23 protein-coding genes, 1 pseudogene and 1 other annotated feature are annotated in these 24,714 nt (G+C 36.7%); all 24 genes and pseudogenes read right to left on the minus strand.

What is annotated here, in order from left to right; translation table 11 throughout:
• Positions 1–2 precede the first annotated feature (2 nt).
• Positions 3–461, minus strand: a complete 459-nt coding sequence (lspA, locus tag CN326_RS01475) for a signal peptidase II (protein WP_098305530.1) — start codon at positions 459–461, stop codon at positions 3–5.
• A 121-nt stretch (positions 462–582) separates the two neighbouring features.
• Positions 583–915: a TraR/DksA C4-type zinc finger protein gene (locus CN326_RS01480; protein ID WP_098305532.1), complete on the minus strand. Its 333-nt coding sequence runs from the start codon at positions 913–915 to the stop codon at positions 583–585.
• 130 nt (positions 916–1,045) lie between these two features.
• The gene (gene ileS, locus CN326_RS01485; RefSeq protein WP_098305534.1) at positions 1,046–3,811 is read right to left on the minus strand and encodes an isoleucine--tRNA ligase; all 2,766 of its coding nucleotides are present in this window, start codon (positions 3,809–3,811) and stop codon (positions 1,046–1,048) included.
• Between the two features lie 82 nt (positions 3,812–3,893).
• Positions 3,894–4,113 (minus strand) — a binding site (T-box leader).
• 51 nt (positions 4,114–4,164) lie between these two features.
• A complete protein-coding gene (gene divIVA / locus CN326_RS01490) occupies positions 4,165–4,671 on the minus strand; it encodes a septum site-determining protein DivIVA (protein ID WP_098305536.1) in 507 nt (168 codons plus the stop codon).
• A 94-nt stretch (positions 4,672–4,765) separates the two neighbouring features.
• On the minus strand, positions 4,766–5,539 hold the full coding sequence (locus tag CN326_RS01495) for a YlmH family RNA-binding protein (RefSeq protein WP_098305538.1): 774 nt from the start codon (positions 5,537–5,539) through the stop codon (positions 4,766–4,768).
• A gap of 12 nt (positions 5,540–5,551) precedes the next feature.
• The gene (locus CN326_RS01500; protein WP_098305540.1) at positions 5,552–5,818 is read right to left on the minus strand and encodes a YggT family protein; all 267 of its coding nucleotides are present in this window, start codon (positions 5,816–5,818) and stop codon (positions 5,552–5,554) included.
• 6 nt (positions 5,819–5,824) lie between these two features.
• Positions 5,825–6,286 carry a cell division protein SepF gene (locus CN326_RS01505; protein ID WP_098305542.1) on the minus strand — a complete coding sequence of 154 codons (462 nt, stop codon included), beginning with the start codon at positions 6,284–6,286 and terminating at the stop codon, positions 5,825–5,827.
• 19 nt (positions 6,287–6,305) lie between these two features.
• A complete protein-coding gene (locus CN326_RS01510) occupies positions 6,306–6,980 on the minus strand; it encodes a YggS family pyridoxal phosphate-dependent enzyme (RefSeq protein ID WP_098305544.1) in 675 nt (224 codons plus the stop codon).
• A gap of 5 nt (positions 6,981–6,985) precedes the next feature.
• Positions 6,986–7,795: a peptidoglycan editing factor PgeF gene (gene pgeF / locus CN326_RS01515; protein WP_098305546.1), complete on the minus strand. Its 810-nt coding sequence runs from the start codon at positions 7,793–7,795 to the stop codon at positions 6,986–6,988.
• A 115-nt stretch (positions 7,796–7,910) separates the two neighbouring features.
• On the minus strand, positions 7,911–8,189 hold the full coding sequence (locus tag CN326_RS01520) for a YlmC/YmxH family sporulation protein (protein ID WP_098305548.1): 279 nt from the start codon (positions 8,187–8,189) through the stop codon (positions 7,911–7,913).
• A 200-nt stretch (positions 8,190–8,389) separates the two neighbouring features.
• Complete coding sequence (gene sigG, locus CN326_RS01525; RefSeq protein ID WP_098305550.1) at positions 8,390–9,169, minus strand: RNA polymerase sporulation sigma factor SigG; 780 nt, start codon at positions 9,167–9,169, stop codon at positions 8,390–8,392.
• A gap of 190 nt (positions 9,170–9,359) precedes the next feature.
• Positions 9,360–10,079 (minus strand): RNA polymerase sporulation sigma factor SigE, encoded by a 720-nt coding sequence (sigE, locus tag CN326_RS01530; RefSeq protein ID WP_098305552.1) that lies wholly within the window; start codon positions 10,077–10,079, stop codon positions 9,360–9,362.
• Between the two features lie 19 nt (positions 10,080–10,098).
• Positions 10,099–11,016: a sigma-E processing peptidase SpoIIGA gene (gene spoIIGA, locus CN326_RS01535; protein ID WP_141524949.1), complete on the minus strand. Its 918-nt coding sequence runs from the start codon at positions 11,014–11,016 to the stop codon at positions 10,099–10,101.
• Positions 11,017–11,416: 400 nt separating this feature from the next.
• Positions 11,417–12,565 (minus strand): cell division protein FtsZ, encoded by a 1,149-nt coding sequence (gene ftsZ / locus CN326_RS01540; RefSeq protein WP_098305556.1) that lies wholly within the window; start codon positions 12,563–12,565, stop codon positions 11,417–11,419.
• Between the two features lie 39 nt (positions 12,566–12,604).
• The gene (ftsA, locus tag CN326_RS01545; RefSeq protein WP_098305558.1) at positions 12,605–13,933 is read right to left on the minus strand and encodes a cell division protein FtsA; all 1,329 of its coding nucleotides are present in this window, start codon (positions 13,931–13,933) and stop codon (positions 12,605–12,607) included.
• A 150-nt stretch (positions 13,934–14,083) separates the two neighbouring features.
• Positions 14,084–14,235 (minus strand): annotated as a pseudogene (locus CN326_RS01555) (DUF1290 domain-containing protein); the annotation flags it as partial.
• A 103-nt stretch (positions 14,236–14,338) separates the two neighbouring features.
• Entirely contained in the window at positions 14,339–15,085 is a 747-nt protein-coding gene (locus CN326_RS01560) for a cell division protein FtsQ/DivIB (RefSeq protein ID WP_098305562.1), read from the minus strand.
• Positions 15,086–15,183: 98 nt separating this feature from the next.
• On the minus strand, positions 15,184–16,089 hold the full coding sequence (murB, locus tag CN326_RS01565; protein WP_098305564.1) for a UDP-N-acetylmuramate dehydrogenase: 906 nt from the start codon (positions 16,087–16,089) through the stop codon (positions 15,184–15,186).
• 50 nt (positions 16,090–16,139) lie between these two features.
• Positions 16,140–17,243: an undecaprenyldiphospho-muramoylpentapeptide beta-N-acetylglucosaminyltransferase gene (murG, locus tag CN326_RS01570; RefSeq protein WP_098305566.1), complete on the minus strand. Its 1,104-nt coding sequence runs from the start codon at positions 17,241–17,243 to the stop codon at positions 16,140–16,142.
• 171 nt (positions 17,244–17,414) lie between these two features.
• Entirely contained in the window at positions 17,415–18,512 is a 1,098-nt protein-coding gene (gene spoVE / locus CN326_RS01575) for a stage V sporulation protein E (RefSeq protein WP_098305568.1), read from the minus strand.
• Between the two features lie 274 nt (positions 18,513–18,786).
• Positions 18,787–20,139: a UDP-N-acetylmuramoyl-L-alanine--D-glutamate ligase gene (gene murD / locus CN326_RS01580; RefSeq protein ID WP_098305570.1), complete on the minus strand. Its 1,353-nt coding sequence runs from the start codon at positions 20,137–20,139 to the stop codon at positions 18,787–18,789.
• Entirely contained in the window at positions 20,140–21,111 is a 972-nt protein-coding gene (gene mraY / locus CN326_RS01585) for a phospho-N-acetylmuramoyl-pentapeptide-transferase (protein WP_098305572.1), read from the minus strand. It abuts the gene before it with no gap.
• A gap of 22 nt (positions 21,112–21,133) precedes the next feature.
• On the minus strand, positions 21,134–22,609 hold the full coding sequence (locus CN326_RS01590) for a UDP-N-acetylmuramoyl-L-alanyl-D-glutamate--2,6-diaminopimelate ligase (protein WP_098305574.1): 1,476 nt from the start codon (positions 22,607–22,609) through the stop codon (positions 21,134–21,136).
• Between the two features lie 161 nt (positions 22,610–22,770).
• Positions 22,771–24,684: a stage V sporulation protein D gene (locus CN326_RS01595; protein ID WP_098305576.1), complete on the minus strand. Its 1,914-nt coding sequence runs from the start codon at positions 24,682–24,684 to the stop codon at positions 22,771–22,773.
• Between the last annotated feature and the right edge of the window lie 30 nt (positions 24,685–24,714).

Below are 24,714 nucleotides of genomic sequence, written 5' to 3' on the forward strand. Positions count from 1 at the left end.
ATTTACTCCTTTGTTTTCTTTCCTTCTAGTAATGTTTGAATAATAATTAACGTAACACCAACACATAATGCCGAATCTGCAACGTTAAATACCGGGAAGTTGTATGAGAAAATATACGTATGAATAAAATCAACAACTTCTTTTCGGAATACACGATCAATAAAATTACCAATTGCTCCGCCTAGAATAAGTCCAAGCGAAATGCCGAGAAGCTTGTCTGTCTTTGCAAATTTTTGCATATAAATCACAATAAAAATAACAAAGATGACTGTGATAACATAAAAGAACCACATTCTATTTTCTAAAATGCCCCATGCAGCTCCGGTATTGCGGTGAGACGTTATGTACAGTACATTATCAATAATCGGAATACTCTCACCTAAATCCATTTCCTTTACGATAATCCATTTTGATACTTGATCAATGACAATCACAAATAATGCTATTAAATAATATATCATTTTCGTTTCCCCCACAATGACAGTGTACCTCAAAATTTTAGCATAGCTGCTATGTTTTCACAATGAAGCATCGTAAAGGAGCATAAAATAAAATGAATTAGGTAATATAATATTGTTGTCTTTAAATTGTTTTTACTTTTTCATAGAAACATTCATGAACTGTACGTGCTGTTGGCATACCTTTTAATTGTCTAAGTGTCATTCTTTGTCCGGTTTCTTCACAAATTCCATACATGCCTATTTCCATTTTCAAAAGTGCTCGCTCTACATCTTTTAAATCTTCTCTCATATCATGCAATAATAATTTATTTTTCACATCTATTTTGGCTATACCTAGCAATTCCTCTCCAAATTCTACATCATACGCATACGTCTCTTCTTTTGCTAATCGCTCCTGTAGCTCTCGTTGCATTAATTGTAGCTCTTCTTGAATCTCCATGTATGTGTCAGTCACAAGCGCGTCCCTCCCGGCTGGAATGTATCGTTAGTTTATCCGAAAAGCACACGATTACCGCACACACATTTTTCCTTCCAAGGAAGAAAAAAATCGACTGCCTACAAGGCAGTCGATTTTTTTCGTTTCATTATTTTACATAATGTTCTTTTACAACTTCTCCGCAGCGTTCACATAACGTTGGATGGTCTGCATTACTTCCTATTGTTTCAGATACAACCCAGCAACGTTCACACGTTTCACCAGTTGCTTGTGCTACAACAACAGCTGTATGTTCATATTTCGGTGCATCAGCTGGTGCTTCTTCCATTGTTCCACCAAGTTTATACTCAGAAACAATAAACAACTGTTTTAAATCTTCGCTAATAGACTCTAACATTTGTTTCATTTCTGCAGTTGGGAATAGGGTAATGCTCGCATTTAACGATTTACCAATTACTTTCTCATTACGTGCCACTTCTAACGCTTTTAATACATCATCGCGAAGTGTCATAAATGCATCCCATTTTACTTTTAACTCTTCCGCACCCTCTACTTCCATAGCTTCCGGCATATCAGTTAACTGGACGCTTTCTTCTACTACACCAGGAACATATGGCCATACTTCATCTGCTGTATGAGGTAAAATTGGCGTTACAAGTTTTGTTAATGCAACAAGAACATCATATAATACCGTTTGAATTGCACGGCGATCATGATTATTTTCTGCTTCGATATATAAAATATCTTTTGCAAAATCTAAATAGAATGAACTTAAATCAATTGTACAGAAGTTATGAATCGCATGATATACAGCTGCAAATTCATACGTTTCATAAGCATTTTTTACTTTTGTAATTAAGTCATTTAATTTCACTAACATGTAGCGGTCTACTTCGCGAAGTTCTGCAGCCGGTACCACATCTTTACTTGGATTAAAGTCAGCTAAGTTTCCTAATAAGAAACGGAATGTATTACGAATTTTACGATATACTTCTGCTACTTGTTTTAAGATATCATCAGAAATACGTACATCAGATTGATAATCAACTGAAGATACCCATAAACGTAAAATATCGCCGCCTAGTTGATCCATAATCTTCTTCGGTACAACAATGTTCCCGATAGACTTACTCATTTTACGACCTTCACCATCAAGTACGAAGCCGTGACTTAAGACACCTTTATACGGTGCTTTACCTGTTACCGCAACTGCTGTTGATAATGAAGAGTTAAACCAACCGCGATATTGGTCAGATCCTTCTAAATATAAATCAGCTGGACGCTGCAGGTCATCACGCTCTTCTAATACAGCTTGATGAGAAGAACCAGAATCAAACCATACATCCATAATGTCTGTTTCTTTACGGAATTCGCCATTTGGGCTAGATGGATGTGTAAAGCCTTCTGGTAATAAGTCTTTCGCTTCACGTTCGAACCATACGTTCGAACCATGTTCACGGAATAACTCTGCTACATGATTAATCGTTTCATCTGTAATAATTGGATCACCGTTTTCTGCATAGAATACAGGAATCGGAACACCCCACGCACGTTGTCGAGAAATACACCAGTCACCGCGGTCACGAACCATGTTATGAAGGCGTGTTTCACCCCATGCTGGTACCCATTTTGTTTCCTCTACAGCTTGTAATAATTCAGTGCGGAACGCTTCAATAGATGCAAACCATTGTGCAGTTGCACGGAAAATAATTGGCTGTTTCGTTCTCCAGTCGTGTGGATAAGAATGCGTAATAAATGTTAATTTTAATAACGCACCAACCTCTTCTAATTTTTCCGTGATTGGTTTATTTGCTTTATCGTAGAATAACCCTTCAAATCCAGGCGCTTCACTTGTTAATACACCTTTATCATCAACTGGACAAAGAACTTCTAAGCCATATTGTTTCCCAACAAGGAAGTCATCTTCCCCGTGTCCTGGTGCTGTATGTACACAACCTGTACCAGCATCTGTTGTAACGTGCTCACCAAGCATAACAAGAGAATCACGGTCATAAAATGGATGCTTAGCCACTGTATACTCAAGTTCGCTACCCTTTACTGTTTTAATAACTTCTGTGTTTTCCCACTCTAATGTTTTTGAAACTGCTTCAAATAGCTCAGAAGCAATGATATATTTTGCACCATCTACTTTTACAATGCTATATTCAAGTTCTGGATGAACAGAAATACCTAAGTTAGCTGGCAATGTCCAAGGTGTTGTTGTCCAAATAATGAACTTCTCGTCGCCTTCTAAAACATTTTTTCCATCTTTAACAGGGAATGCTACGTAAATAGATGCAGATTTTTTATCTTTATATTCTATTTCCGCTTCTGCTAATGCAGATTCACTTGTCGGAGACCAGTAAACAGGTTTTTGTCCTTTATAGATGTAGCCCTTTTTCGCCATTTCACCAAATACTTTAATTTGCTGTGCTTCGTACGCTGGCTTTAATGTAATGTATGGATTATCCCAATCACCACGTACACCTAAACGTTTAAATTGCTCACGCTGACGGCTTACTTGCTCATATGCGTATTCTTCACAAAGTTTACGGAACTCAGCAACTGTCATTTCTTTACGCTTAACGCCTTTATTTGTTAAAGCTTGTTCAATTGGTAAACCATGTGTATCCCATCCCGGTACATATGGTGCACAGTATCCAGTCATTGATTTGTAACGAACAATAAAGTCTTTTAACACTTTATTTAACGCATGTCCCATATGAATGTCACCATTCGCATATGGAGGTCCGTCATGTAGTACAAATAGCGGACGCCCCTTTGTACGTTCTTGTACTTTTTCATAAATGTTCATTTCAGCCCATTTTTCTTGCATTACAGGCTCACGTTTCGGTAAATTTCCACGCATTGGAAACTCTGTTTTTGGCATTAATAATGTATCTTTGTACTCCATGCTTAACTCCTCCTTAAATATATAAAAGAAAGGCATTTTTTCTAAATAAATGGAATAAAAAAGAGACCTTCTCATTCCCCAAAAAAGGGACGAGAAGGTCTCCCGCGGTACCACCCTAGTAGACTACTACATATAGCAATCCTCTTTATATTCTTAACGCGAATACACGCCTGCGCTTACTTTATTATTCAGCGAGGAACTCCAGGGTGATATTCCCATTCTCTCCTTATTCTGAGCTTCCACCGTCCTCAGTTCGCTATATAAGGTATGAAAAAAGTACTTATCCCTATCTTCGTTTTTCTAAAAAATTATGTTGTATAGAATTATATGTAATAATGAGAAAAACGTCAAGCTTACACTGTTTCTTCTTTCTTAAGAAGTTCATCTACTTCTTCTTCTAACTCAATTAGCTTGTCCCAATCATCATTGTTTAACATTTCAAGCTGTGCTTCTATTAGCATACGGAAACGTGTACGGAACACTTTCGCTTGCTTTTTCAATTCTTCAATGTCAAATGCCACTTTTCTTGATTTTACTAACGCTTCGTTAATAATACGGTCCGCATTTTTCTCTGCTTCACGAACAATTAACTTTGCTTCTTTTTGTGCATTACGTTTTACTTCTTCTGCTGCTTCTTGCGCTACAACAATAGATTTATTTAATGTATCTTCAATATTGGAGAAATGCTCTAATTTCCCTTCTAGTTGTGCGACTTTTTCTTCTAACGCTTTCTTCTCACGAATCACTAATTCATAATCTTTAATGACTTGATCAAGAAATTCATTTACTTGATCCTCATCATAGCCGCGAAAGCCACGACTAAATTCTTTATTATGAATATCTAACGGTGTTAACGGCACAAACGCCACCTCCAAGTAGGTTATCTAAAATTTCCTTTTTTTAATTATATCTTTTCTTCGACAAAATGGGAGATTTTCCTTCTAAAAAAAGAAATCATTTTAAGATTCCATACAAAATTCTCCATTTATCGCGTTTTGTTTTTCCATCAACAGTGAGTAATTTCCCCCTGCCATAACCTCTGACAGAAAATACATCTCCTGGAAAACAATCATACGCAGATTGCTCAACTACTTTCCAATTCACTTTTACAAGACCATTTTTAATAAACGGCTGTGCTTTTTGACGAGATATATGAAACATTTCCGCTATTAGTACATCTAATCGAAGCGCCGAAACTGTCCCCGATTTTTCATCCCACTGTTCTTGCATATGTAACACATGATCAGATGACACAGGCGCTAAAGACACTTTTGTTCTTCCAATTGATTGTAAATTCATTTCTATGTACGAAACAACTTCTTTTGCAACTACTATTTGGGCACGATTTTGCTGGAGCCAAATATCTCCGCATTTTTCTCTCTTTAATCCAAGAGACATAAATGCTCCTAATATTTGACGATGTTCCAGTGTATAAAATTTAGAAGGATAGTCAATTTCTAATACTTCTACTTGAAACTCTTCCTCATTCGGCATAAGATAATTTGGATAAATTAATGCCCGCTTTCTTTCTGCACTCGGAGTAGCTCCATAGAACTGAAACGCAGCATCTCCTTGATGTCCAACAATCATAGAAACAATTTGCTGTTCACGTGGGTCAAGAAAATCAGTAAGTTTCACTTGATGATATTCCTCTGCCGCTTGCTTCCATTCTAACACTTTATCAACGAAAACTGTTTCTTCAGATCTAAAATGTTCATAGATGCTCATGTATATATCCTCTTACCTCACAAAAAATTCAAATACGCGTATCAATCCTGAACTAGCTAAATTTAGTACAATAATTGCTACAATTGGTGAAATATCAATCATTCCAATTGGCGGGATAAAACGGCGAAACGGTTCCAAATACGGCTCGCAAATGCGTGCTAAAAATTCTCCGAATGTCGATTCTCTTGCTCCCGGAAACCAAGATAGTAGGATATAGATAATAAGCGCCCAAGAATAAATTTTTATTACATAGAGCAAAATTTGTAAAATCATCAGCATAGCGCACTACCACCTCTTTATATTTGTATCTTCCTCTTCACCGAACAATTCAGAAATTGCTCCAACAATGTCTACATTATCCGGCGTACATATAAATGTTTTTGGACCTAATTTTTGAATGTCCCCGCCGATTGCATATACAGTGCCACTTAGAAAGTCAATGATACGTAATGCTTGATCTGTAGACATGCGCTGTAAATTAACCACAACTGCACGGCGACCTTTTAAATGATCAGCAATACCCTGTGCCTCTGAATACGTACGCGGCTCTAATAAAACAACTTTTGAAGGGTGTTTTGCTGTTTCAATACTTACCACGTTTTGTTTCGGTTGTACTTTTGTAAGCGGAATATCCTGCTCTGGTTCCTGCTGTTTTTTCATTTCATTTTGCTCCTTTTCATAAGCATAATGCGCTTCTCGCTCTTCTGGTGTGTCAAAAAAGAAATACTTTACTTTTGACCAACTCATAATAAAATTCTCCTTCCCTCTATTCTTTTCCTACTAAAATCGTCCCCAAACGAATAAATGTAGCGCCTTCTTCAATTGCAATTGTATAATCATTTGACATTCCCATCGATAACTCCGTACACGGAGCATGTGATAAGTTTAAATCTTGTACTTGCTTTTGCAGTTTACGCAACATTTGAAAATAACTACGAATTTGCATTTCATCATCCGTGTAAGGTGCCATTGTCATAAGTCCAACAACTTCAATTTTATCAAATTGCTGTAAATCGCGAATAAACTGAATCGTTTCATCTATAGCTATCCCTTGTTTGGACTCTTCCTCTGAAGTTTTCACTTGTACAAAGCAGCGAATTAATTTAGTTGCTCGTTTTTGAATTTCTTTTGCAAGTGAAAGACGATCAAGTGAATGTAAATAATCAATCTCATTTATAATCTCTTTTACTTTTCTAGATTGCAATGAACCGATAAAATGCCACGTCGCTTTGTTTCCGAAATACTCATATTTCTGTAAAAAGCCTTCATTACGATTTTCACCAAGGTGCACAAGCCCAGCTTGTACTACTTCATTTGTTTTTTCAATACCTACCGTTTTAGTAACAGCCACAAGTGTAATTTCATCTAAAGATCTATTCACTCGTTGGCATGCTTGTTCAACTTCTTGTTGAACATATGTTAAATTTCCTTGTACTGTCACTGCTTTCACTCCTCCTTAAAACCGATAAAGCTAAGCATTCTTCCCGTCTTTCCATGATCGCGGCGATGTGAGAAAAATAATTGCGTTTCACAGCTTGTACAAAGAGAGGACATGGCGATATGCTCTTCCTTAATCCCAGCTTGCAAACAGAGCAAACGATTTATTTCTTTTAAATCAATTGCATACTGTCCATCAGAAATCATTTCATATGGAACAGAACTATGAATCACTTGTTTAGCCGCAGATAACACACGTTCATCCACCACGTAACAACACGCACCAATAGACGGACCAATGGCAACATGTATATCATCAAGCGGTATCCCTTCGTCTTTCCACTTTCTAATCATTTCACTTGCAATTCCTTTTACGGTTCCTTTCCAGCCGGCATGTGCAAGTCCAAGCATTTTATAAGATGGCGAATAAAAATATAATGGAACACAATCCGCATAACAAGATGTTAATAACACGTCCGTATCTGTCGTATATATGCCATCTGTATTCGGGATACCATCTTTATAGGAAAAGACTCCTTTTCCCTTCTCTTGCTTTCCTACTTTTGCAACATGATAGTCATGAACCTGTTCAGAACAAATCCACTTTTCTAATGAAACATGTAACTTTTCTGCTAAAAGACGCCGATTTTCATGAACATCTTCCACTTTGTCATGGACGTGTAGCCCTAGATTCATTGTATGAAACGGTCCGGTGCTCACTCCACCTTCTTTTGTAGTAAATCCAGCTATGATGGGTCCAAGTTTTTCCCAAACATGTAAATGTAACATACCGTCCTTATATGTAAATGGTTCTCTCATAAAAAGGCTCCTTATAATAAAATAACATAAAAAGTATGGTACTTCTTGTCTATTTTACCATACTTTTATTTTTCCATAATGACAACATAAAAAAAAAAGGAATTTGTAATATTCTTTAAGAAATTGTCGGTGTTTGTATTGTTTCTGTTATTTTATTAATATGATCCGCTCGAACTAAGATAACATCTTCTCCTATTTTCACAATTTGTTTCCAAGGAATTACAAATTCTTCTTCTTTTCCAAATAAACCTAGCATTTTCCCTTGTTTTGTAATAATAACTGCTTGAATTTTCCCCGTCTTCATATCAATATCAATATCTCCAATATTTCCAAGTTTCTTTCCGTCTGACACATCGACAACATCCTTCATTTGAAATTCTGAAATACGTATCATTGCCATCCTCTCCTTTGTTTCATACTTAACTGACAATCATAATTCCACCTCAATGCATAAAGTGAAACTTCCAGCAGTAAGGGATACACCCTTCACGTACAAAATCTTTTCTTTATAGCCATTATATGAACCCACCATTCTTCCTATGAGCAGAATCTCTCTTCAAAACTTTAAAAGGTCTCATCATAAATGATGAGACCTTAGCCTTGAATTGTTTTATTCATTTGTTTAATTGCTGATTTTTCAAGACGTGACACTTGCGCTTGAGAAATCCCAATTTCCTCCGCTACTTCCATTTGTGTTTTTCCTTGAAAGAAACGCTTGCGAATAATCATCTTTTCTCGTTCATTTAATCGCTTCATTCCCTCTTTTAATGCTAATTCTTCGACCCATTGCTCGTCCCTTTGTTTATCATCACTTAGCTGATCCATCACAAAAATTGGATCTCCACCATCATTGTATATTGGCTCAAATAATGAAACTGGATCTTGAATCGCATCAAGCGCAAACACAATTTCTTCGTGCGTCACATCAAGTACTTTTGCTATATCCATCGCTGTTGGCTCTTTCGAATTTTCAGCAATAAGCTTTTCTCGTACTTGCAATGCTTTATACGCAATATCACGCAATGAACGCGAGACGCGTATTGGGTTATTATCACGCAAATATCTTCGGATTTCTCCAATAATCATGGGTACAGCATATGTTGAAAATTTAACATTTTGGCTTAAGTCAAAGTTATCAATGGATTTCATAAGTCCAATGCAGCCAACTTGAAATAAATCATCAACAAACTCCCCTCTGTTGTTAAATCTTTGGATGACGCTCAGTACAAGACGTAAGTTTCCGTTTACTAGTTTCTCCCTTGCGCTTATATCACCGCTTTGCATTTCTCGAAATAGCTGTCGCATTTCTTCATTTTTTAATACTGGAAGTTTAGATGTATCAACACCGCAAATTTCTACTTTGTTTCTCGTCAAAGTGTTCCCTCCTATCGGGAGTTGCTGTACAGTGTAAAGTATCTCCTTTGGAGGGAATTTTATGCATATATTCATTTATCCCGCATTACTAAATGAAACGTTTTTTTCTAAAATGAAAATTAAATTACTTATAAAAAAGCAATCGACCAAGCACCCCAAGTAAAAAATATTCGTTAGAGAATGCTTAACCTCATACCATTTTGTTAAACTCTTTACGAAGCCTTTTAATAATCCGTTTTTCTAAACGCGAAATATAAGACTGTGAGATACCAAGCATATCCGCAACATCCTTTTGCGTTTTTTCTTCTCCGCCATCTAATCCAAAACGAAGTTCCATAATTTGCTTCTCTCGATCATTTAATTGATGTAATGCTTTCATAAGTAAATGGCGGTCAACAGTTGCTTCCAAATCTTTTGTAATAATATCTTCATCCGTTCCAAGGACATCTGATAGCAATAGTTCATTTCCATCCCAATCAATATTAAGAGGCTCATCAAATGATACTTCTGAACGATTTTTATTATTTCGTCGTAAATGCATCAAAATTTCATTTTCAATACACCTTGAAGCATATGTTGCAAGTTTAATTTTCTTTTCCGGATTAAATGTATTAACCGCTTTAATTAAACCAATGGTTCCAATACTAATCAGGTCTTCAATATTAATTCCTGTATTTTCAAATTTCCTAGCAATGTATACAACAAGACGTAAATTGCGTTCAATTAAAAGCGATCGCGCTGTTTCATCTCCCTTTGGCAGTTTTTGCAGCAATATTTCTTCTTCTTCTTTCGTTAATGGGGGTGGTAACGCTTCACTTCCACCGATATAATAAATTTCATCGGTCTTAATTCCAAGTTTTAGTAATAATTTATACCAAAGATAAGTTAAACGAAATTTTAATTTCAACATAAAATCCCTCCTTTTTTCATTAAGCAATTGTCACTTTTTGAGACAATAACATTTTTGGATGTAAAATACATTGATACTCACCATTTGCTGATAGTTGCTGTGTATTTAAACCAATTAATACTTTATTTACGGTAACAGTAGTACCTTCATGATAAACTCGTACAATGTCAGGTTTAATTGCCCACAAAAATTGTTGATTAACACCTACAGCACGATAAGGAATTAACCTCAAACGTGTTGCCCACTGTGATTCTTCATCTGGTATATATGGAATTGTTGTTTTCATTTGAACTTGTTCTATTAACCACTTTGGAAGCACATGTTCTAAAGAAGAAACATGTATAATCATAACTGGTGTTTTTGTAAGCGGGTCATACAATTGATTTCCACTATCAATCAATCCATCTAGTTGAATATTATTTATATCAATTTTGATATCTACTTTCACAATTTGCTCATAATGGATTTTTGTCACTTCCACATCTGCAATTCTCTTTTTAGAAAAATAGTACATAATCGGAAAGCCAATCATAACAAACACCCAACTTACAGGATCACCATATGAAATGGATTTTGTAGAAATAAGTCCATTCACCATGTCATTTGTTTGAAGAAAAAAATGTGTTCCAACAAGGCCGCCTCCCACCATAAATGTCACAAAATAAAACGTTAAAACAGTCTGTAGAAATGTCCGAAAACGAATAAAACCAAATGCAGTATACACAATGAGGAATGAATATAATAATTTCATTACAGGATGCGTCATCACAGATGCTAACGGTGTGAATACAAAAATAACAATTGTTGAACCGATACATGCGCCAAGTGCAAGTCTCCATCTTTTTACTTTTCGCTTTAAAACAATTGCTGTTAATAAAAGTAAAAGGAAATCAATGCAGACGTTTAATAACCAAATAATATCGGCGTAAACGACCAAACGGTTCACCTCTTTTTTATAAAGTTTAGACTAGTATAATGCATATCCTATGGAAAAGTGTGTCAATTCACGGAAGGGATTTTTTGTTATTTTGAAGCTTTCAGGCATAATTTGTCATGTTTAAAAACTACCAAATAGTCCTTCTAGCTAGGATAAGGTGAACCTTCCATCAGTGGGGTTCTCACTGATGGTTAGTTGAACCAATCGGGCTTTTACGAGCAGCTTCCCCTACCTATCTTCTTCGCCATTCTCTGCATCTTGAAATGGGGGCTTACTGCCCGTTAATGCGGGATAGAGAGAACATATAGAAATAAAAAAAGAAGGCCTAAAAAGGCCTTCTTTTTTTATTTAAAATCAAGATATTTAACTGACTATTAGTCGCGGTAAAATTTCAATTCAATTATCGTCTGCGACGGTTACGTAAAAATGCTGGAATGTCAATGTCGTCTACGTCTGCACTACGCTCATTTACAACCGGCTCTTCGCGTTTCACTTCACGCTTTATTTCACGTTGTTTGACTGGTTGTACTGGCTGTTGCACATTTTTTGTAGTCGCTGTAGGACGAATAATTGGCTTTGGTGGTTGCATTGAAATGCTATCATCAAAACCTGTTGCAATTACAGTTACAACAATTTCATCTTTTAAGCTCTCATTAATTACAGAACCAAAGATCATATTTACTTCTTGGTCTGAAGCTGAAGCTACAATATCTGCTGCTTCTTGTACTTCATATAAACTTAAGTTTGTGCCACCTGTAATGTTCATAATAACACCTTGTGCACCATCAATAGATGTTTCTAGCAATGGACTAGAAATTGCACGTTTTGCAGCTTCCGCAGCGCGGTTTTCACCAGTTCCCACACCAATACCCATTAATGCAGAACCTTTGTTAGACATAATTGTTTTTACATCTGCAAAGTCTAGGTTAATGAGACCTGGTGTAGCAATTAAATCAGAAATACCTTGAACACCTTGACGCAATACGTTATCCGCTTCACGGAATGCTTCAAGCATCGGTGTATTTTTATCAACGATTTCTAACAAACGATCATTTGGTATTACGATTAATGTATCTACATTTTCTTTAAACGCTGCGATACCAGATGCAGCTTGCGTTGCACGCTTACGGCCTTCAAATGTAAATGGACGTGTTACAACACCAACTGTTAGTGCTCCTAACTCCTTTGCAACTTGTGCGATAACTGGAGCTGCACCAGTCCCAGTTCCTCCGCCCATACCAGCTGTTACGAAAACCATATCCGCTCCGCGAAGTGCTTCTTGGATTTGTTCTTTACTTTCTTCAGCGGCTTTTTTCCCTACCTCAGGGTTTGCACCAGCACCAAGCCCGCGCGTTAATTTGCCACCGATTTGCATTCTTGTTTCAGCTTTTGATAAATTTAAAGCTTGTGCATCTGTGTTTACTGCAATAAAGTCTACACCTTGTACACCATGCTCAATCATACGATTGACAGCATTGTTTCCGCCACCGCCAACACCGATAACTTTTATATTTGCCATTTGATCTTGAGTAGTATCAAACTCTAACATGTCGAAATCCCCCTAGAACCTCATTTTTCGCGCTCAAATCTATTCCCATAAATATCGGAATACACGCTTCACTTTTGACATCATTCGTTCATTATTATTGTTATTGTTATTGTTATTGTTATTGTTATTGTTATTGTTATTACGCGGCTTTTGTTTTACAGGTTGTTGCACTGCAGCAGGTACTGGTGCATGTTGTAATTCATAACTTTCTTGCTTCTCCTGAACACTTTTTCCTCGTAACTTAGCTTTTTGATAGGCATTTTTAATAAGTCCAACACCAATCGTATATTGCGGTTCACGTACACCTATATAATCTGGCGTTGCAATACGAACATTTTCATGTAGAATATCGTAGGCAAGATCAAGAATACCTGACATAGAAACAACTCCACCAGTAAGTACATAACCAGCCGGTAACTGTTTCAAACCAAGTTTTTGCACCTCATCTTGTACAAACATAAGAATTTCCTCTACACGAGCTTCAATGATATCTGCTAACTCTACTTGAGAATATTGCTCTGTTTGATCACTGCCCATAATTGAAACAGTAAATAACTCTTCCTCAGATGCTGTATCATAAAAAGCATGTCCATATTTTAGTTTAATTTGGTCGGCATTTTCCGTTGATGTTTTCAATCCAATGGCTATATCTTTTGTAATATGATCTCCGCCAATCGGTAATATGCTTGCTGTTTGTAATTCTCCATCTTGGAAAATTGATAACGTTGTTGAACCTCCACCGATGTCAACGAGAGCAACACCTCGATTTTTCTCATCACTTGACAAAGCAACTGTTGATGCTGCTAATGGTTGAAGGCAAATATCAATTATTTCAAGACCCGCTTTTTCTACACATCGAAGTAAATTATGTAACAATGTTCTCGAGCCTGTAATTAATGTGCCTTCCATTTCTAAACGTACACCAATCATTCCGCGCGGATCATTAATTTCATCGAGACCGTCTACGATAAACTGTCGAGGTACCACATCAATAAATTCACGCTCCGGTGCAATTGACACAACTTGCGCCGCATCAAGTACACGAAGCACATCTTCGTTCCCGATTTCACGATCTTCATTTGAAACAGCGACTACTCCATGACAAGGAAGAAGCTGTACTTGATTTGCGTTTACACCCACAACAACGCGTTCAATGTGTATCCCCACCATGCGTTCAGCTTGTTCAATCGCCTTTTTAATCGATTGCACAGTCTCATCTATGTCAACAATGGAGCCTTTTTTTAAACCATTTGACTTTACATTTCCAACACCAATAATGTTTAAAGCGTCATTGACCATCTCGCCAATAATAACTTTAACATTGGATGTACCGATGTCAAGACTAACGTATATTTCATTGCTGTTCATTCTTTGGCACCTCCTTCTTTATTTATACCACAAAATTCAATATATGGAACAACAATCGTTGTTTTACTATGTTATAAGAAAAATATTCAACGTATTTATGTGTTTCCCTTTTTTAACACTATATTTTTCTTATTTTTATTTGGCATTCTTTCATTTTTCCAACAGTAAGATGCAAATCACTGCTATATTTTGAAACAACCTTATCCGACTACAAAGATTGCTGCCAAGTATAAGTCTACACCAAGATGTACTCCTAGAAAAGCTAAACTTGCGGCTAAGATTATATTAAAAAAGAAAACAGAGAAAAATATGACTTAATCACATATTTTCTAAGAGTAAATTCCTATATCTCTTTGAAAAAACAATTTTACAGTTAAAATATCTGCTTTATTAATCCCTTATTGATTAATTCACATATTCCGTATATGCCCCTACTTCTAAATGAATAATTGCCTTTTTATCTGGTGATAGGTTTTTAATAATAAGAGGATAAGCTTCCATTCGTTTTGCAAAATCTTGAATTACTGTACTTACTTCATATCCCTCATTCATATATAATGTAAGATGATCTGCGTACAAATCTGTTGGCTTGTAATGAATTTCAGAAATAGACCGAAGAACAGTTGGTGTTAATTTTTCTAATTCAGCAATCAATTCTTTCATTTTCTTTTCTTCAAATGGAACGAAAATCGGGGCAGCAATTGGCAATTTTCCATTCGGGAGAGCATCTAGTGACTTTCCATTTTCTAAAAGCGGATACAGTTTTCCTTGTTTATTAATGTAGCCAATTGTCACATATTCCTCAACATCGATAACAATTTGATTTGGAAATTTTTTCTTTACATGAGCCTCTTTAATCTCTTTTTGCTTCTTTAAATTTGTTTCTGCTTGCTGTGTCGCTACACGAAAATAGCTTGTTTTATGTGTAATGCCTGCTTGCTCCATTATTTGTTCATCTGTCATATAGTGATTGCCGTGAACCGTAATTTTCTTTATATTGCTAAGCGGAGATCGAAAATAAATTAAAAAAAGCACCAGTAAAAATAAAATCGATACATATAAAATTAATCGTTTGTTTACCTGTTTCTTCTTCTTTTGATTTTTTAATTTTGGTACACGATCTTGTAGTTTAATAACTTTACTATTCTTCATGTACGATCCCCCTATGTAACATAAAGAACGGCATGTTATGCATGCCGTTCTTCTCTTTCTATTATATCATAAATGACAATGGGTGGGACAAACAACTATTATCTTCCAATTATCTCTACTTCTGTATGCATATTAACATCAAATTGTTCTTTAATCGTTTTCTTCACAAAAGCAATTAAATCAAGAACATCTTGCGCAGAAGCTGTTCCTGTATTAACAATAAAGTTCCCATGCATTTCCGAAATTTTTGCACCGCCAATTTGATAACCACGTAGTCCAGCCTTTTCAACTAAATTACCAGCATAATTTGGTAGTGGATTCCTAAAAATACTTCCTGCACATGGGTGATTCCAAGGTTGTGTATCACGGCGATAATCTTTATTCTTTTGCATAATCGCAATAATGTCTTCACGATTACCTGCTTTTAATTGTAACTCTGCTTCTAATACAATGCCAGGACGCTTCTTTTGTAAAACAGATGTGCGATAAGAAAATTCTAGCTCTTCTTTCGTTAGCCATTCAATCGTTCCATCTTCAAACATAACACGAGCTCTCGTCAAAATTTCAGACATATCCGATTTATGAGCACCTGCATTCATATAAACAGCTCCGCCTACGCTTCCAGGAATACCACTAGCAAACTCTAATCCTGCTAATCCTTGGCGGCTCAATAAAGTTGACAGTTTAACGAGAGAATACCCTCCACCTACTCGTACAGTAACACCATCTACTTCTAAATGATCTAGTCCTTCTCCTAATCGAATCACAACTCCTTCAATACCTTTATCCGATACAAGAAGGTTGGAACCGCGACCAATTGCAGTCCATTTTGTCCCATGCTTTTTCACAAGCTTTAACGATTTTTCCACACCTTCAACACTACTTGGAACCACTAAAATATCCGCTGGACCACCTATTTTCATAGTTGTATAGCGAGCTAATGGTTCGTTTTCTAGTACTTTTCCTACCTGTGCTTCCATAAGTTCCTTTGCTAATTGTTTCATGATGCTCTCCCCCATATTAAGTCTCCGTACTACAGTAGTATGCAGGGCATTCACCTAACGTTATTTTCTACAAGTTTTTTCATAACTTCAAACAACTTGTTTGCTGCATTTGGCATTCCTAACTGCTTTGCAGCTAGTTTCATATTTTGTAATTTTTGTACATCTAGTAAAATTTCATCAATATCACCAATAAGCGTTTCACCTGTTAAATCTTTTTCAAGAAGCATTTTTGCTGCTCCTTTATCAACAACAGAAAGAGCATTTTTCTCTTGGTGATTGTTTGTTACATACGGACTCGGAATTAAGACACTGGGTTTCCCTAAAGCTGTCAACTCAGCTAACGTTGTAGCACCTGCACGCGAAACAACAAGGTCTACCCCAGTAAGTACTTCTGGCATATTATCAATAAACGGCTTAATAATAACATTTTGCGGATTCCCTTTTTGTTTCACAGCTTCCATTACTTTATCATAATGTACTTCACCTGTAACGTACAATACTTCATAATTTTTATTACCAAATTGTTCAATTGCTTCTAAAAACGCATCGTTAATCGGTCTAGCGCCTCGGCTTCCTCCAAAAATTAATACTGATTTTTTTGAAAGAGATAATCCCACAGAACGCTTGCCTTTCATACCATTTTGGTTCATTACTTCCGAAGCACGAGGATTTCCTGTCATCACAACTTTATTTTGCGGGAAATGTTCTGTTGCCGCATCAAAACAAACCGCTACTTTATTCACGTAGCGACTCAAAAATTTATTTGTTACACCAGGTACACTATTCTGTTCATGTACAATTGCTGGAATACCAAGTTTGGCAGCTGCATATACAACTGGACCACATACATAACCACCTGTTCCAATTACAACATCCGGATTAAAACGGTGAATATAACGTTTACTATCTTGTACACCTTTTACAAAACGCATCACCGTTTTCACATTATCAATTGATAATTTCCGTTTAAACCCGCTAATAACAATGGATTGAAATGGAATGCCGGCTTTTCGAACAATTTTACTTTCCAAACCATTTTCCGTACCAATGTATAAAAATCTTGCTTCAGGATGTATTTTTTTGATTTCTCGAATTAACGCAAGAGCTGGATAAATATGCCCGCCTGTTCCACCACCGCTGACTAATACTCGCACTGCTTGTTCCTCCGCTTCTTTTTTCTATTATCCCGCTGCTCACGGGCAATAAAAGTCTAATTAATTCAACTAAACCTTACTGATAGAAGTTTCATTTTATGTATGCCATTCGTATATCAATCGCTTTATTTCCGTTTTCACATACGAAAAACCCTGTCATAAAAACAGGGTTTAGTAGCGAGAATGACGACTTATATTTAGTAACACTCCAATCGCCATCAACATAAGGGTCAAGCTAGACCCACCATAGCTTAAAAATGGCAAGGTAATTCCTGTAACCGGCATTAATCCAGTTACAACACCGATGTTAATCATCACTTGAATCGCAATCATCGCCACAATCCCGACTGCTAAAAAAGTACCGTATAGGTCTGGCGCTCCTAACGCTACACGAATCCCACGCCATAACAACAGACTAAATAATAATAACACAAACGAACCACCAATAAAACCTAATTCTTCGGATAGTATCGCAAAAATAAAGTCTGTTTGCGGCTCTGGTAAGTAAAAAAATTTTTGTCTACTTTGTCCAAGACCGAGCCCAAATAACCCCCCCGGTCCGATTGCAAGTAACGATTGAATAATCTGAAATCCACTTCCTAGCGGATCTGACCATGGATCTAAATATGATGTAATACGCTTTATTCGATACGGTGCTGATGCAATAAGTCCAACAAATCCTGCAACTCCTATCAACCCTAACATTGCAAAATGAAAAATACGTGCTCCCGAAACAAAAATCATAACAACACAGGTTCCAACCATTACCGTTCCTGTCCCCAAATCGGGTTGTAACATAATCATACCAAATGCAACAAACACGAAACTAAGCGCAGGAAGTAATCCTCGTTTGAAAGACGTAATCATTTTTTGTTTTTCCGATAAAAATTTCGCTAAAAAAATAATCATCGCAAACTTCATAAACTCAGAAGGCTGAATAGAGAATGCACCTACACCAATCCAACTTCGAGCTCCGCCTCGCACCAGTCCAATTCCAGGAATTAAAACTAGAATAAGAAGAACGAAACAGATAAGTAAAATCACCTTGGAGTATGTACGCCACACCCAATAATCAATCTTCATGATAAAAAACATAGCAACGACACCAAGACTAGCAAATAACAATTGACGTTTTGCAAAAAAGAATGAATCTCCCATTTTATACGAAGCCCATACAGCGCTAGCACTGTATACCATCACCATTCCTATCGTCAAAAGTAACAATGTCACAATAATAAGAATAAAATCAGGAGTCTTCTTTGTTGGCAATGAGCATCACCTCTTTGAAAGCAGCTTTTCGTTAGCCCTACTTTTTCACAAACGAAGCATCATTTATCTCTGGCTACTTGCAGGCAGTATGACTCCCACCTCAAGATTGCAAGAAATCAAAGAAGATAGGTGTGAGATAACTCCCTGTAAGAACCCCATTGGTGAAAGCCTTTCATCAGTGGAATACGAAGAAAAATCCCGCCAATAGGAGTTTCATTTTATCTACCTATAAAAGAATCATCAGTAGGAACAATCCACTGATGATTCTTTCACTTTATACTAGCTTATGCACAGCTTGTATAAACATGTCTCCTCTTTCTTCAAATGTTTTAAATTGGTCCCAGCTTGCACATGCAGGAGATAAAAGAATCACGTCTCCCTCTTCTGAAAGAGCATATGCTTCTTGTACCGCTTGTTCCACATTATCGACACATTTAATAACTTTCATTCCAGCCTTTTCTGCAGCTTTCACAAGCTTAGGTGCAGTTTGTCCAAATGTAAGCAGTGCCTTCACATGCCCAAAGTATGGGATTAAATCATCAAATTCATTACCACGATCTAGCCCACCCGCTAATAAAATTACTGGTTGCGTAAATGCAGACAATGCTTTTTCTGTCGCCAGCATATTTGTTGCTTTTGAATCATTATAAAACTTACGGTTTCCAATCGTCGTTACATACTCTAAACGATGCTTTACACCTGTAAAACGTTTTAAGACTGCTATAATCGCTTCATTAGCAACGCCCATAAGCTTTGCAATACTCATAGCAGCTAGTATATTTTCTAAATTATGTTTACCCGGTAATACAATATCGTGAATATCAATAACTTTTTCACCTTTAAAGTAAAGAGCACCATCTTTTACACAAGCGCCGTCTTCAATAATTTTCGTCGTAGAAAAGTACACTTTTTGTCCTTTACTTTGCTCAGACAACATCATTACATCTTCATCGTCAGCATTAATGATGCTATAGTCATTTTTAGTTTGATTTCTAAAGATATTCGCTTTTGCTAAACCGTACTCTTTCTTCGTACCGTGATAATCTAAGTGTGCTTCAAATAAGTTTAAAAGCACTGCAATCTTCGGTTGAAACGTTTCAATACCCATTAATTGAAATGAAGAAAGTTCTGTTACAACCACTTCTTGTTCAGTTACATCTTGTGCAACTTCACATGCTACCGTACCGATATTTCCAGCAATAACAGGATGTTTTTCTCCTTCTTTTAACATTTCAAATGTTAATGTTGTTGTCGTTGTTTTTCCATTAGACCCTGTAATCCCAATAAATGGTGCTTCCGAAATGCGATATGCTAATTCTACTTCTGTTACCATTGGAATATTTTTTTCTTTTGCCGCGACAAGTAACGGATTAGAATACGGAATCCCTGGATTTTTCACAACAAGAGAAATATTTTTCTCTAATAATTCTAAGGGATGACCACCACATACAACTTCCACGCCTTGACCTTGCAACTCTATCGCTAACGGATTTTCAGCTAGCGGCTTGCTATCATTTACAACTACATTTGCTCCAAGCTTCTTTAATAAAACAGCTGCAGCATAACCGCTTTTTGCCATACCTAATACAAGAATATTTTTATTTTGATAGTCAGTTATCGTTTTCAATTACATCCACACCCCGATATAAATTCCTAACACTGCAAATAAAAGCCCTACTGACCAGAACGTTACAACTACGCGCCATTCTGACCAACCGCATAATTCATAGTGGTGATGAAGCGGACTCATTTTGAATACACGCTTTCCTCGTGTTTTAAACGAAACGACTTGAATAATAACAGAAAGCGTTTCAATAACAAACATTCCACCAATGATAACTAATAATAACTCTGTTTTCGTTAAAATTGAAACAGCAGCTAAAGCACCACCAAGTGCTAAAGATCCTGTATCTCCCATAAATACTTTTGCAGGATGAGCATTAAATACTAAAAACCCTAATACAGCTCCAACAACTGCCATACAAAAAATAGCAATTGTGTACTGCTCATGAGCAAAAGCAATAATACTATACGCACCAAATGCAATGGCAGCTGTTCCTGCTAATAATCCATCTAGCCCATCAGTTAAGTTAACTGCGTTTGAAGCTCCTATCAACATAAAGAGAACAAGAATAAAGTATGCCCAGTGTAAGTCAAACTTAATTTCTGTTCCTGGAATACTTAAATGTGTATCAAATCCTTGGCCCTTTGCAATGATAAAGAAAGCTACCGCAATAACAAACTGCCCTATTAATTTTTGTTTTGATGTCAAACCAAGATTTCTTTTTTTAACAACTTTAATGTAATCATCAAGAAATCCGATTAAACCATAACCAAATGTAACTAGAAGCAATAAATATGTCTCAGCGCTCTTTTGAAACTTAAACATCATAATAATAGACGTAATCATAATTGAAATAAAAATAACAATTCCGCCCATAGTCGGTGTTCCCGATTTCTTTTGATGTGACTTCGGACCTTCATCACGAATGCTCTGTCCAAACTTTAAACGGCGTAAAAATGGAATAAAAATTGGTGACAACGCAACAGAAATTAAAAATGCCACCCCAACTGTAATTAATAATCCTTGTTCAAGCATATTTAGTCCCCCTCTCTTGTTGTTATTCTTTCATGCTTAAACGTTGTGCAATTGCCTCCCCAGCAACTTCACGATCGTCAAAATGATGTACTTCTGTACCGATAATTTGATATGTTTCATGACCTTTACCAGCAATTATAATAATATCTCCAGCTTTTGCCTCAGCAACAGCACGAGATATCGCTTCTTTTCGATCAACAACCACTTCATAATTATTCCCTTTTACACCTTCTATCATATCATCAAGAATTGCTTTGGGCTGTTCGCTGCGCGGGTTGTCTGATGTATAAATTGCGTGCGTTGCGTACTGAGATGCGACATTCGCCATAATTGGTCGTTTCGTACGATCTCGATCCCCACCACAACCAACGATACAATACACATTTCCTTTTGCAAATTGTTTTGTTGTCATCAATACGTTTTCTAAACTATCCGGTGTATGCGCATAGTCAACAATGACTGTAAAATCTTGACCTCTATCAACAACTTCAAAACGCCCAGGCACACCTTTTAATTCTTTCACAACATCAATAATCGTTTGTAAAGCTACACCAGAAACGAGACATGCTGCAGTTGCAGCTAGTACATTATAGACATTAAATTTCCCAATTAACTTCATCGTAATCTCGATGCTTTCATTCGGAGTTACCAGTGTAAAAGCCGTACCAGCATTTGTCATCTCAATATTTTTCGCCATTACATCACTTTTCGTATCAATACCATACGTAATTACCGTCGCTGCCGTACTTTTCATATAATCTATTGCTGCGGCATCGTCATTATTTAATACAGCATATTTTACACGGTTATGAGAATAGCTATTACCAAGCTGTGCAAATAATAAGCCCTTTGCATGTTTGTACTCTTCCATTGTTTTATGATAATCTAAATGATCTTGCGTTAAATTCGTAAACACTGCTACATCGTAGTCACATCCATGTACTCTTCCAAGGTGCAATGCATGTGAAGATACTTCCATAACAGCACTATTTACATTTTGTTCAATCATTTTATGGAACGTCTTTTGTAATGTTAATGCATCTGGTGTTGTGTTTTTCACTTCAAACGTTTCGTCACCTATTTTCATATTAATTGTTCCAATTAATCCTGTTTTATGTCCATGCGCACGCATAATTTCGTTCATTATATGCGATGTTGTTGTCTTTCCATTTGTACCTGTAATTCCAATTAAATGTAACTTTTGCGTTGGCTGCCCATAAAAATAATCTGCTAACACCGCTAAAGAACGTACTGTATCTTTAACAAGTACAACTGGAACGTCAACATCAATAGGTCTTTCCGCAACAATAGCAGCCGCACCTTGCGCGGCTGCTTGCTTGGCAAATTCATGACTATCAACCGTGAAACCTTTTATACATACAAATAAACTTCCATTTGTCACTTTACGCGAATCCGCTTCAATAGATGTAATTTCCGGATTTTCTTTTGGAACAACCGGAAAATCATGCAAACTTGATACAAGTGTATGCAACTTCATTTCTTTAAACCCTCTCTACTCTTTATTTATCTCTTATAAATGGATAGTTTCAAAGAACTCCATATATAAGAGCATAATTTATTAATTAACAGGCAGTGAGAAACAAGTGTCTCACTGCTAGTTAGTTGAATGTTATTGTATCGTAAATAAGCACTTCATACTTAATTAAAGTATATTCGAACCTTTGATCCTGCTTTTACTTTCGTGCCGGGCTTTGGAGATTGTTCGACCACTTTGTCTCCTTCGCCGCTAGCATCCAATTGTAAATCAACAAGTTGATTTTGTAATTCCTTTCGATCCATGCCTACTACATTAGGAACTTCTATTAAAGGCGTCTCATCCCAAGTTAATTTCTTTTCAATTTGCTCTTTTCTAGGCTCTACTCCCATAACCGGCAAAACATCACGAAGGATATTCCCAACGATTGGTGCAGCTACAACCCCGCCAAATTGTGTAACCCCTTTTGGATTGTCTACAGCGACATACACAACAATTTGCGGATCATCTACTGGTGCAAATCCAATGAATGACACGATATAGTTGTTATCTAAATATTTCCCATCTTTTACTTTTTGGGCTGTACCAGTCTTTCCTCCGACAGGATAACCATCAATATAAGCACCTTTACCTGAACCTTTTGCCACAACATTTTCAAGTGCATAACGCACTTTTTCAGATGTTTCCTTGGAAATAACTTGTCTCTTCGCAACAGGCGTTGTTTTACTAATCACTTTATTCGTAGTTGGATCTATAAACTCTTTCGCAATGTACGGCTTATATAACGTGCCTCCATTTACAGCAGCAGCTACTGCTGCAACTTGTTGAATAGGGGTAACAGACACCCCCTGCCCAAATGCTGTCGTCGCTTGCTCAACAGGCCCTACTTTTTTTAAATCAAATAAAATCCCTTTACCTTCTCCTTGTAAATCAATGCCCGTTTTTTCACCAAATCCAAAATCACGAATATATTGAAACAGCTTTTCTTTTCCTAGACGTTCTCCAAGCTCTACAAACCCTGGGTTACAAGAGTTTTGAACAACCTCTAAAAATGTTTGGCTACCGTGTCCCCCTGCTTTCCAGCAACGTAATCTTGCACCGCCAACTTCTGCCGCTCCATCATCATAAAACGTATCTTTCTCCAAGTCTACTAAATTTTCATTTAAAGCAGCTGCAAGTGTAATAATTTTAAATGTGGATCCTGGTTCATATGTACTCCATACAGGTAGATTTCGGTTAAATACTTCCGGTGAAACACTTCTGAAATCTGCTGGATCAAAACTTGGTCGGCTAGACATCCCTAAAATCTCACCATTATTTGGGTTCATAGCAATTGCTATCATTCCATCTGGATGATACGTCGAATCCGCAATATTTAATTCTCTCTCCATGATCGTCTGAATACGTGAATCAATTGTTAGCCTTAAATCCAAGCCATCTCCAGGTTCTTTATAATCATCACCAATGTTCGGCATACGCTGTCCTTTCGCATCAGCAAAAAAACGAACATATCCTTTGTCACCATTTAATTCTTTGTCATAATATGACTCCAGCCCCATAAGTCCTTGGTTATCACTCCCAGCAAATCCAAGCACATGTGATAGATATTTTCCAAACGGATAATATCGAATGGAATCTTCAGCGATATATACACCTTTTAAACTTAAAGCCCTAACTTCTTTTGCCTTGTCGTGAGAAATTTTCCGCCCGCCTTTGTCTAATCTCACTATGGACTCTTTTTTCGTAAGACGCTGATAGATTTCTTCTTTCGACACACCTAAAACTGCAGCTAATTTCTCTGCAGTCTCTGCTGGTTTTTCAATTTGCCTTGGTACCACAAAGACAGTTGGTGCACTTTTATTTGTTGCGAGCTCTACACCATTTCGATCTACAATTTTCCCTCTCTCAGGTTCAAATGTAATATTACGGCTCCATGAATCTTTCGCACGATCTGTTAACATATTCCCAAGAAAAAACTGCACATATCCAAGACGAATATCGATAATTGTAAAAATCAGTATACCAGATATAAGCACAAAAATAAGCCGTTTTCTTACTGTTACATTCGATACACGCATATTGGAACAAGCCTCCTTTACGCTTCACTT

This window comes from Bacillus sp. AFS018417 (assembly GCF_002560985.1).
Classification (GTDB): Bacteria; Bacillota; Bacilli; order Bacillales; family Bacillaceae_G; genus Bacillus_A; species Bacillus_A rhizoplanae.

What these genes read in the sequence shown, in the direction of transcription:
- lspA (WP_098305530.1), bottom strand. Translation starts at nt 461, where the DNA reads ATGATATATTATTTAATAGCATTATTTGTGATTGTCATTGATCAAGTA.
- ileS (WP_098305534.1), bottom strand. Translation starts at nt 3,811, where the DNA reads ATGGAGTACAAAGATACATTATTAATGCCAAAAACAGAGTTTCCAATG.
- CN326_RS01495 (WP_098305538.1), bottom strand. Translation starts at nt 5,539, where the DNA reads ATGAGCATCTATGAACATTTTAGATCTGAAGAAACAGTTTTCGTTGAT.
- CN326_RS01500 (WP_098305540.1), bottom strand. Translation starts at nt 5,818, where the DNA reads ATGCTGATGATTTTACAAATTTTGCTCTATGTAATAAAAATTTATTCT.
- CN326_RS01505 (WP_098305542.1), bottom strand. Translation starts at nt 6,286, where the DNA reads ATGAGTTGGTCAAAAGTAAAGTATTTCTTTTTTGACACACCAGAAGAG.
- pgeF (WP_098305546.1), bottom strand. Translation starts at nt 7,795, where the DNA reads ATGAGAGAACCATTTACATATAAGGACGGTATGTTACATTTACATGTT.
- CN326_RS01520 (WP_098305548.1), bottom strand. Translation starts at nt 8,189, where the DNA reads ATGATACGTATTTCAGAATTTCAAATGAAGGATGTTGTCGATGTGTCA.
- sigE (WP_098305552.1), bottom strand. Translation starts at nt 10,079, where the DNA reads ATGTTGAAATTAAAATTTCGTTTAACTTATCTTTGGTATAAATTATTA.
- ftsZ (WP_098305556.1), bottom strand. Translation starts at nt 12,565, where the DNA reads ATGTTAGAGTTTGATACTACTCAAGATCAAATGGCAAATATAAAAGTT.
- ftsA (WP_098305558.1), bottom strand. Translation starts at nt 13,933, where the DNA reads ATGAACAGCAATGAAATATACGTTAGTCTTGACATCGGTACATCCAAT.
- CN326_RS01560 (WP_098305562.1), bottom strand. Translation starts at nt 15,085, where the DNA reads ATGAAGAATAGTAAAGTTATTAAACTACAAGATCGTGTACCAAAATTA.
- murB (WP_098305564.1), bottom strand. Translation starts at nt 16,089, where the DNA reads ATGAAACAATTAGCAAAGGAACTTATGGAAGCACAGGTAGGAAAAGTA.
- mraY (WP_098305572.1), bottom strand. Translation starts at nt 21,111, where the DNA reads ATGCTTGAACAAGGATTATTAATTACAGTTGGGGTGGCATTTTTAATT.
- CN326_RS01590 (WP_098305574.1), bottom strand. Translation starts at nt 22,609, where the DNA reads ATGAAGTTGCATACACTTGTATCAAGTTTGCATGATTTTCCGGTTGTT.
- CN326_RS01595 (WP_098305576.1), bottom strand. Translation starts at nt 24,684, where the DNA reads ATGCGTGTATCGAATGTAACAGTAAGAAAACGGCTTATTTTTGTGCTT.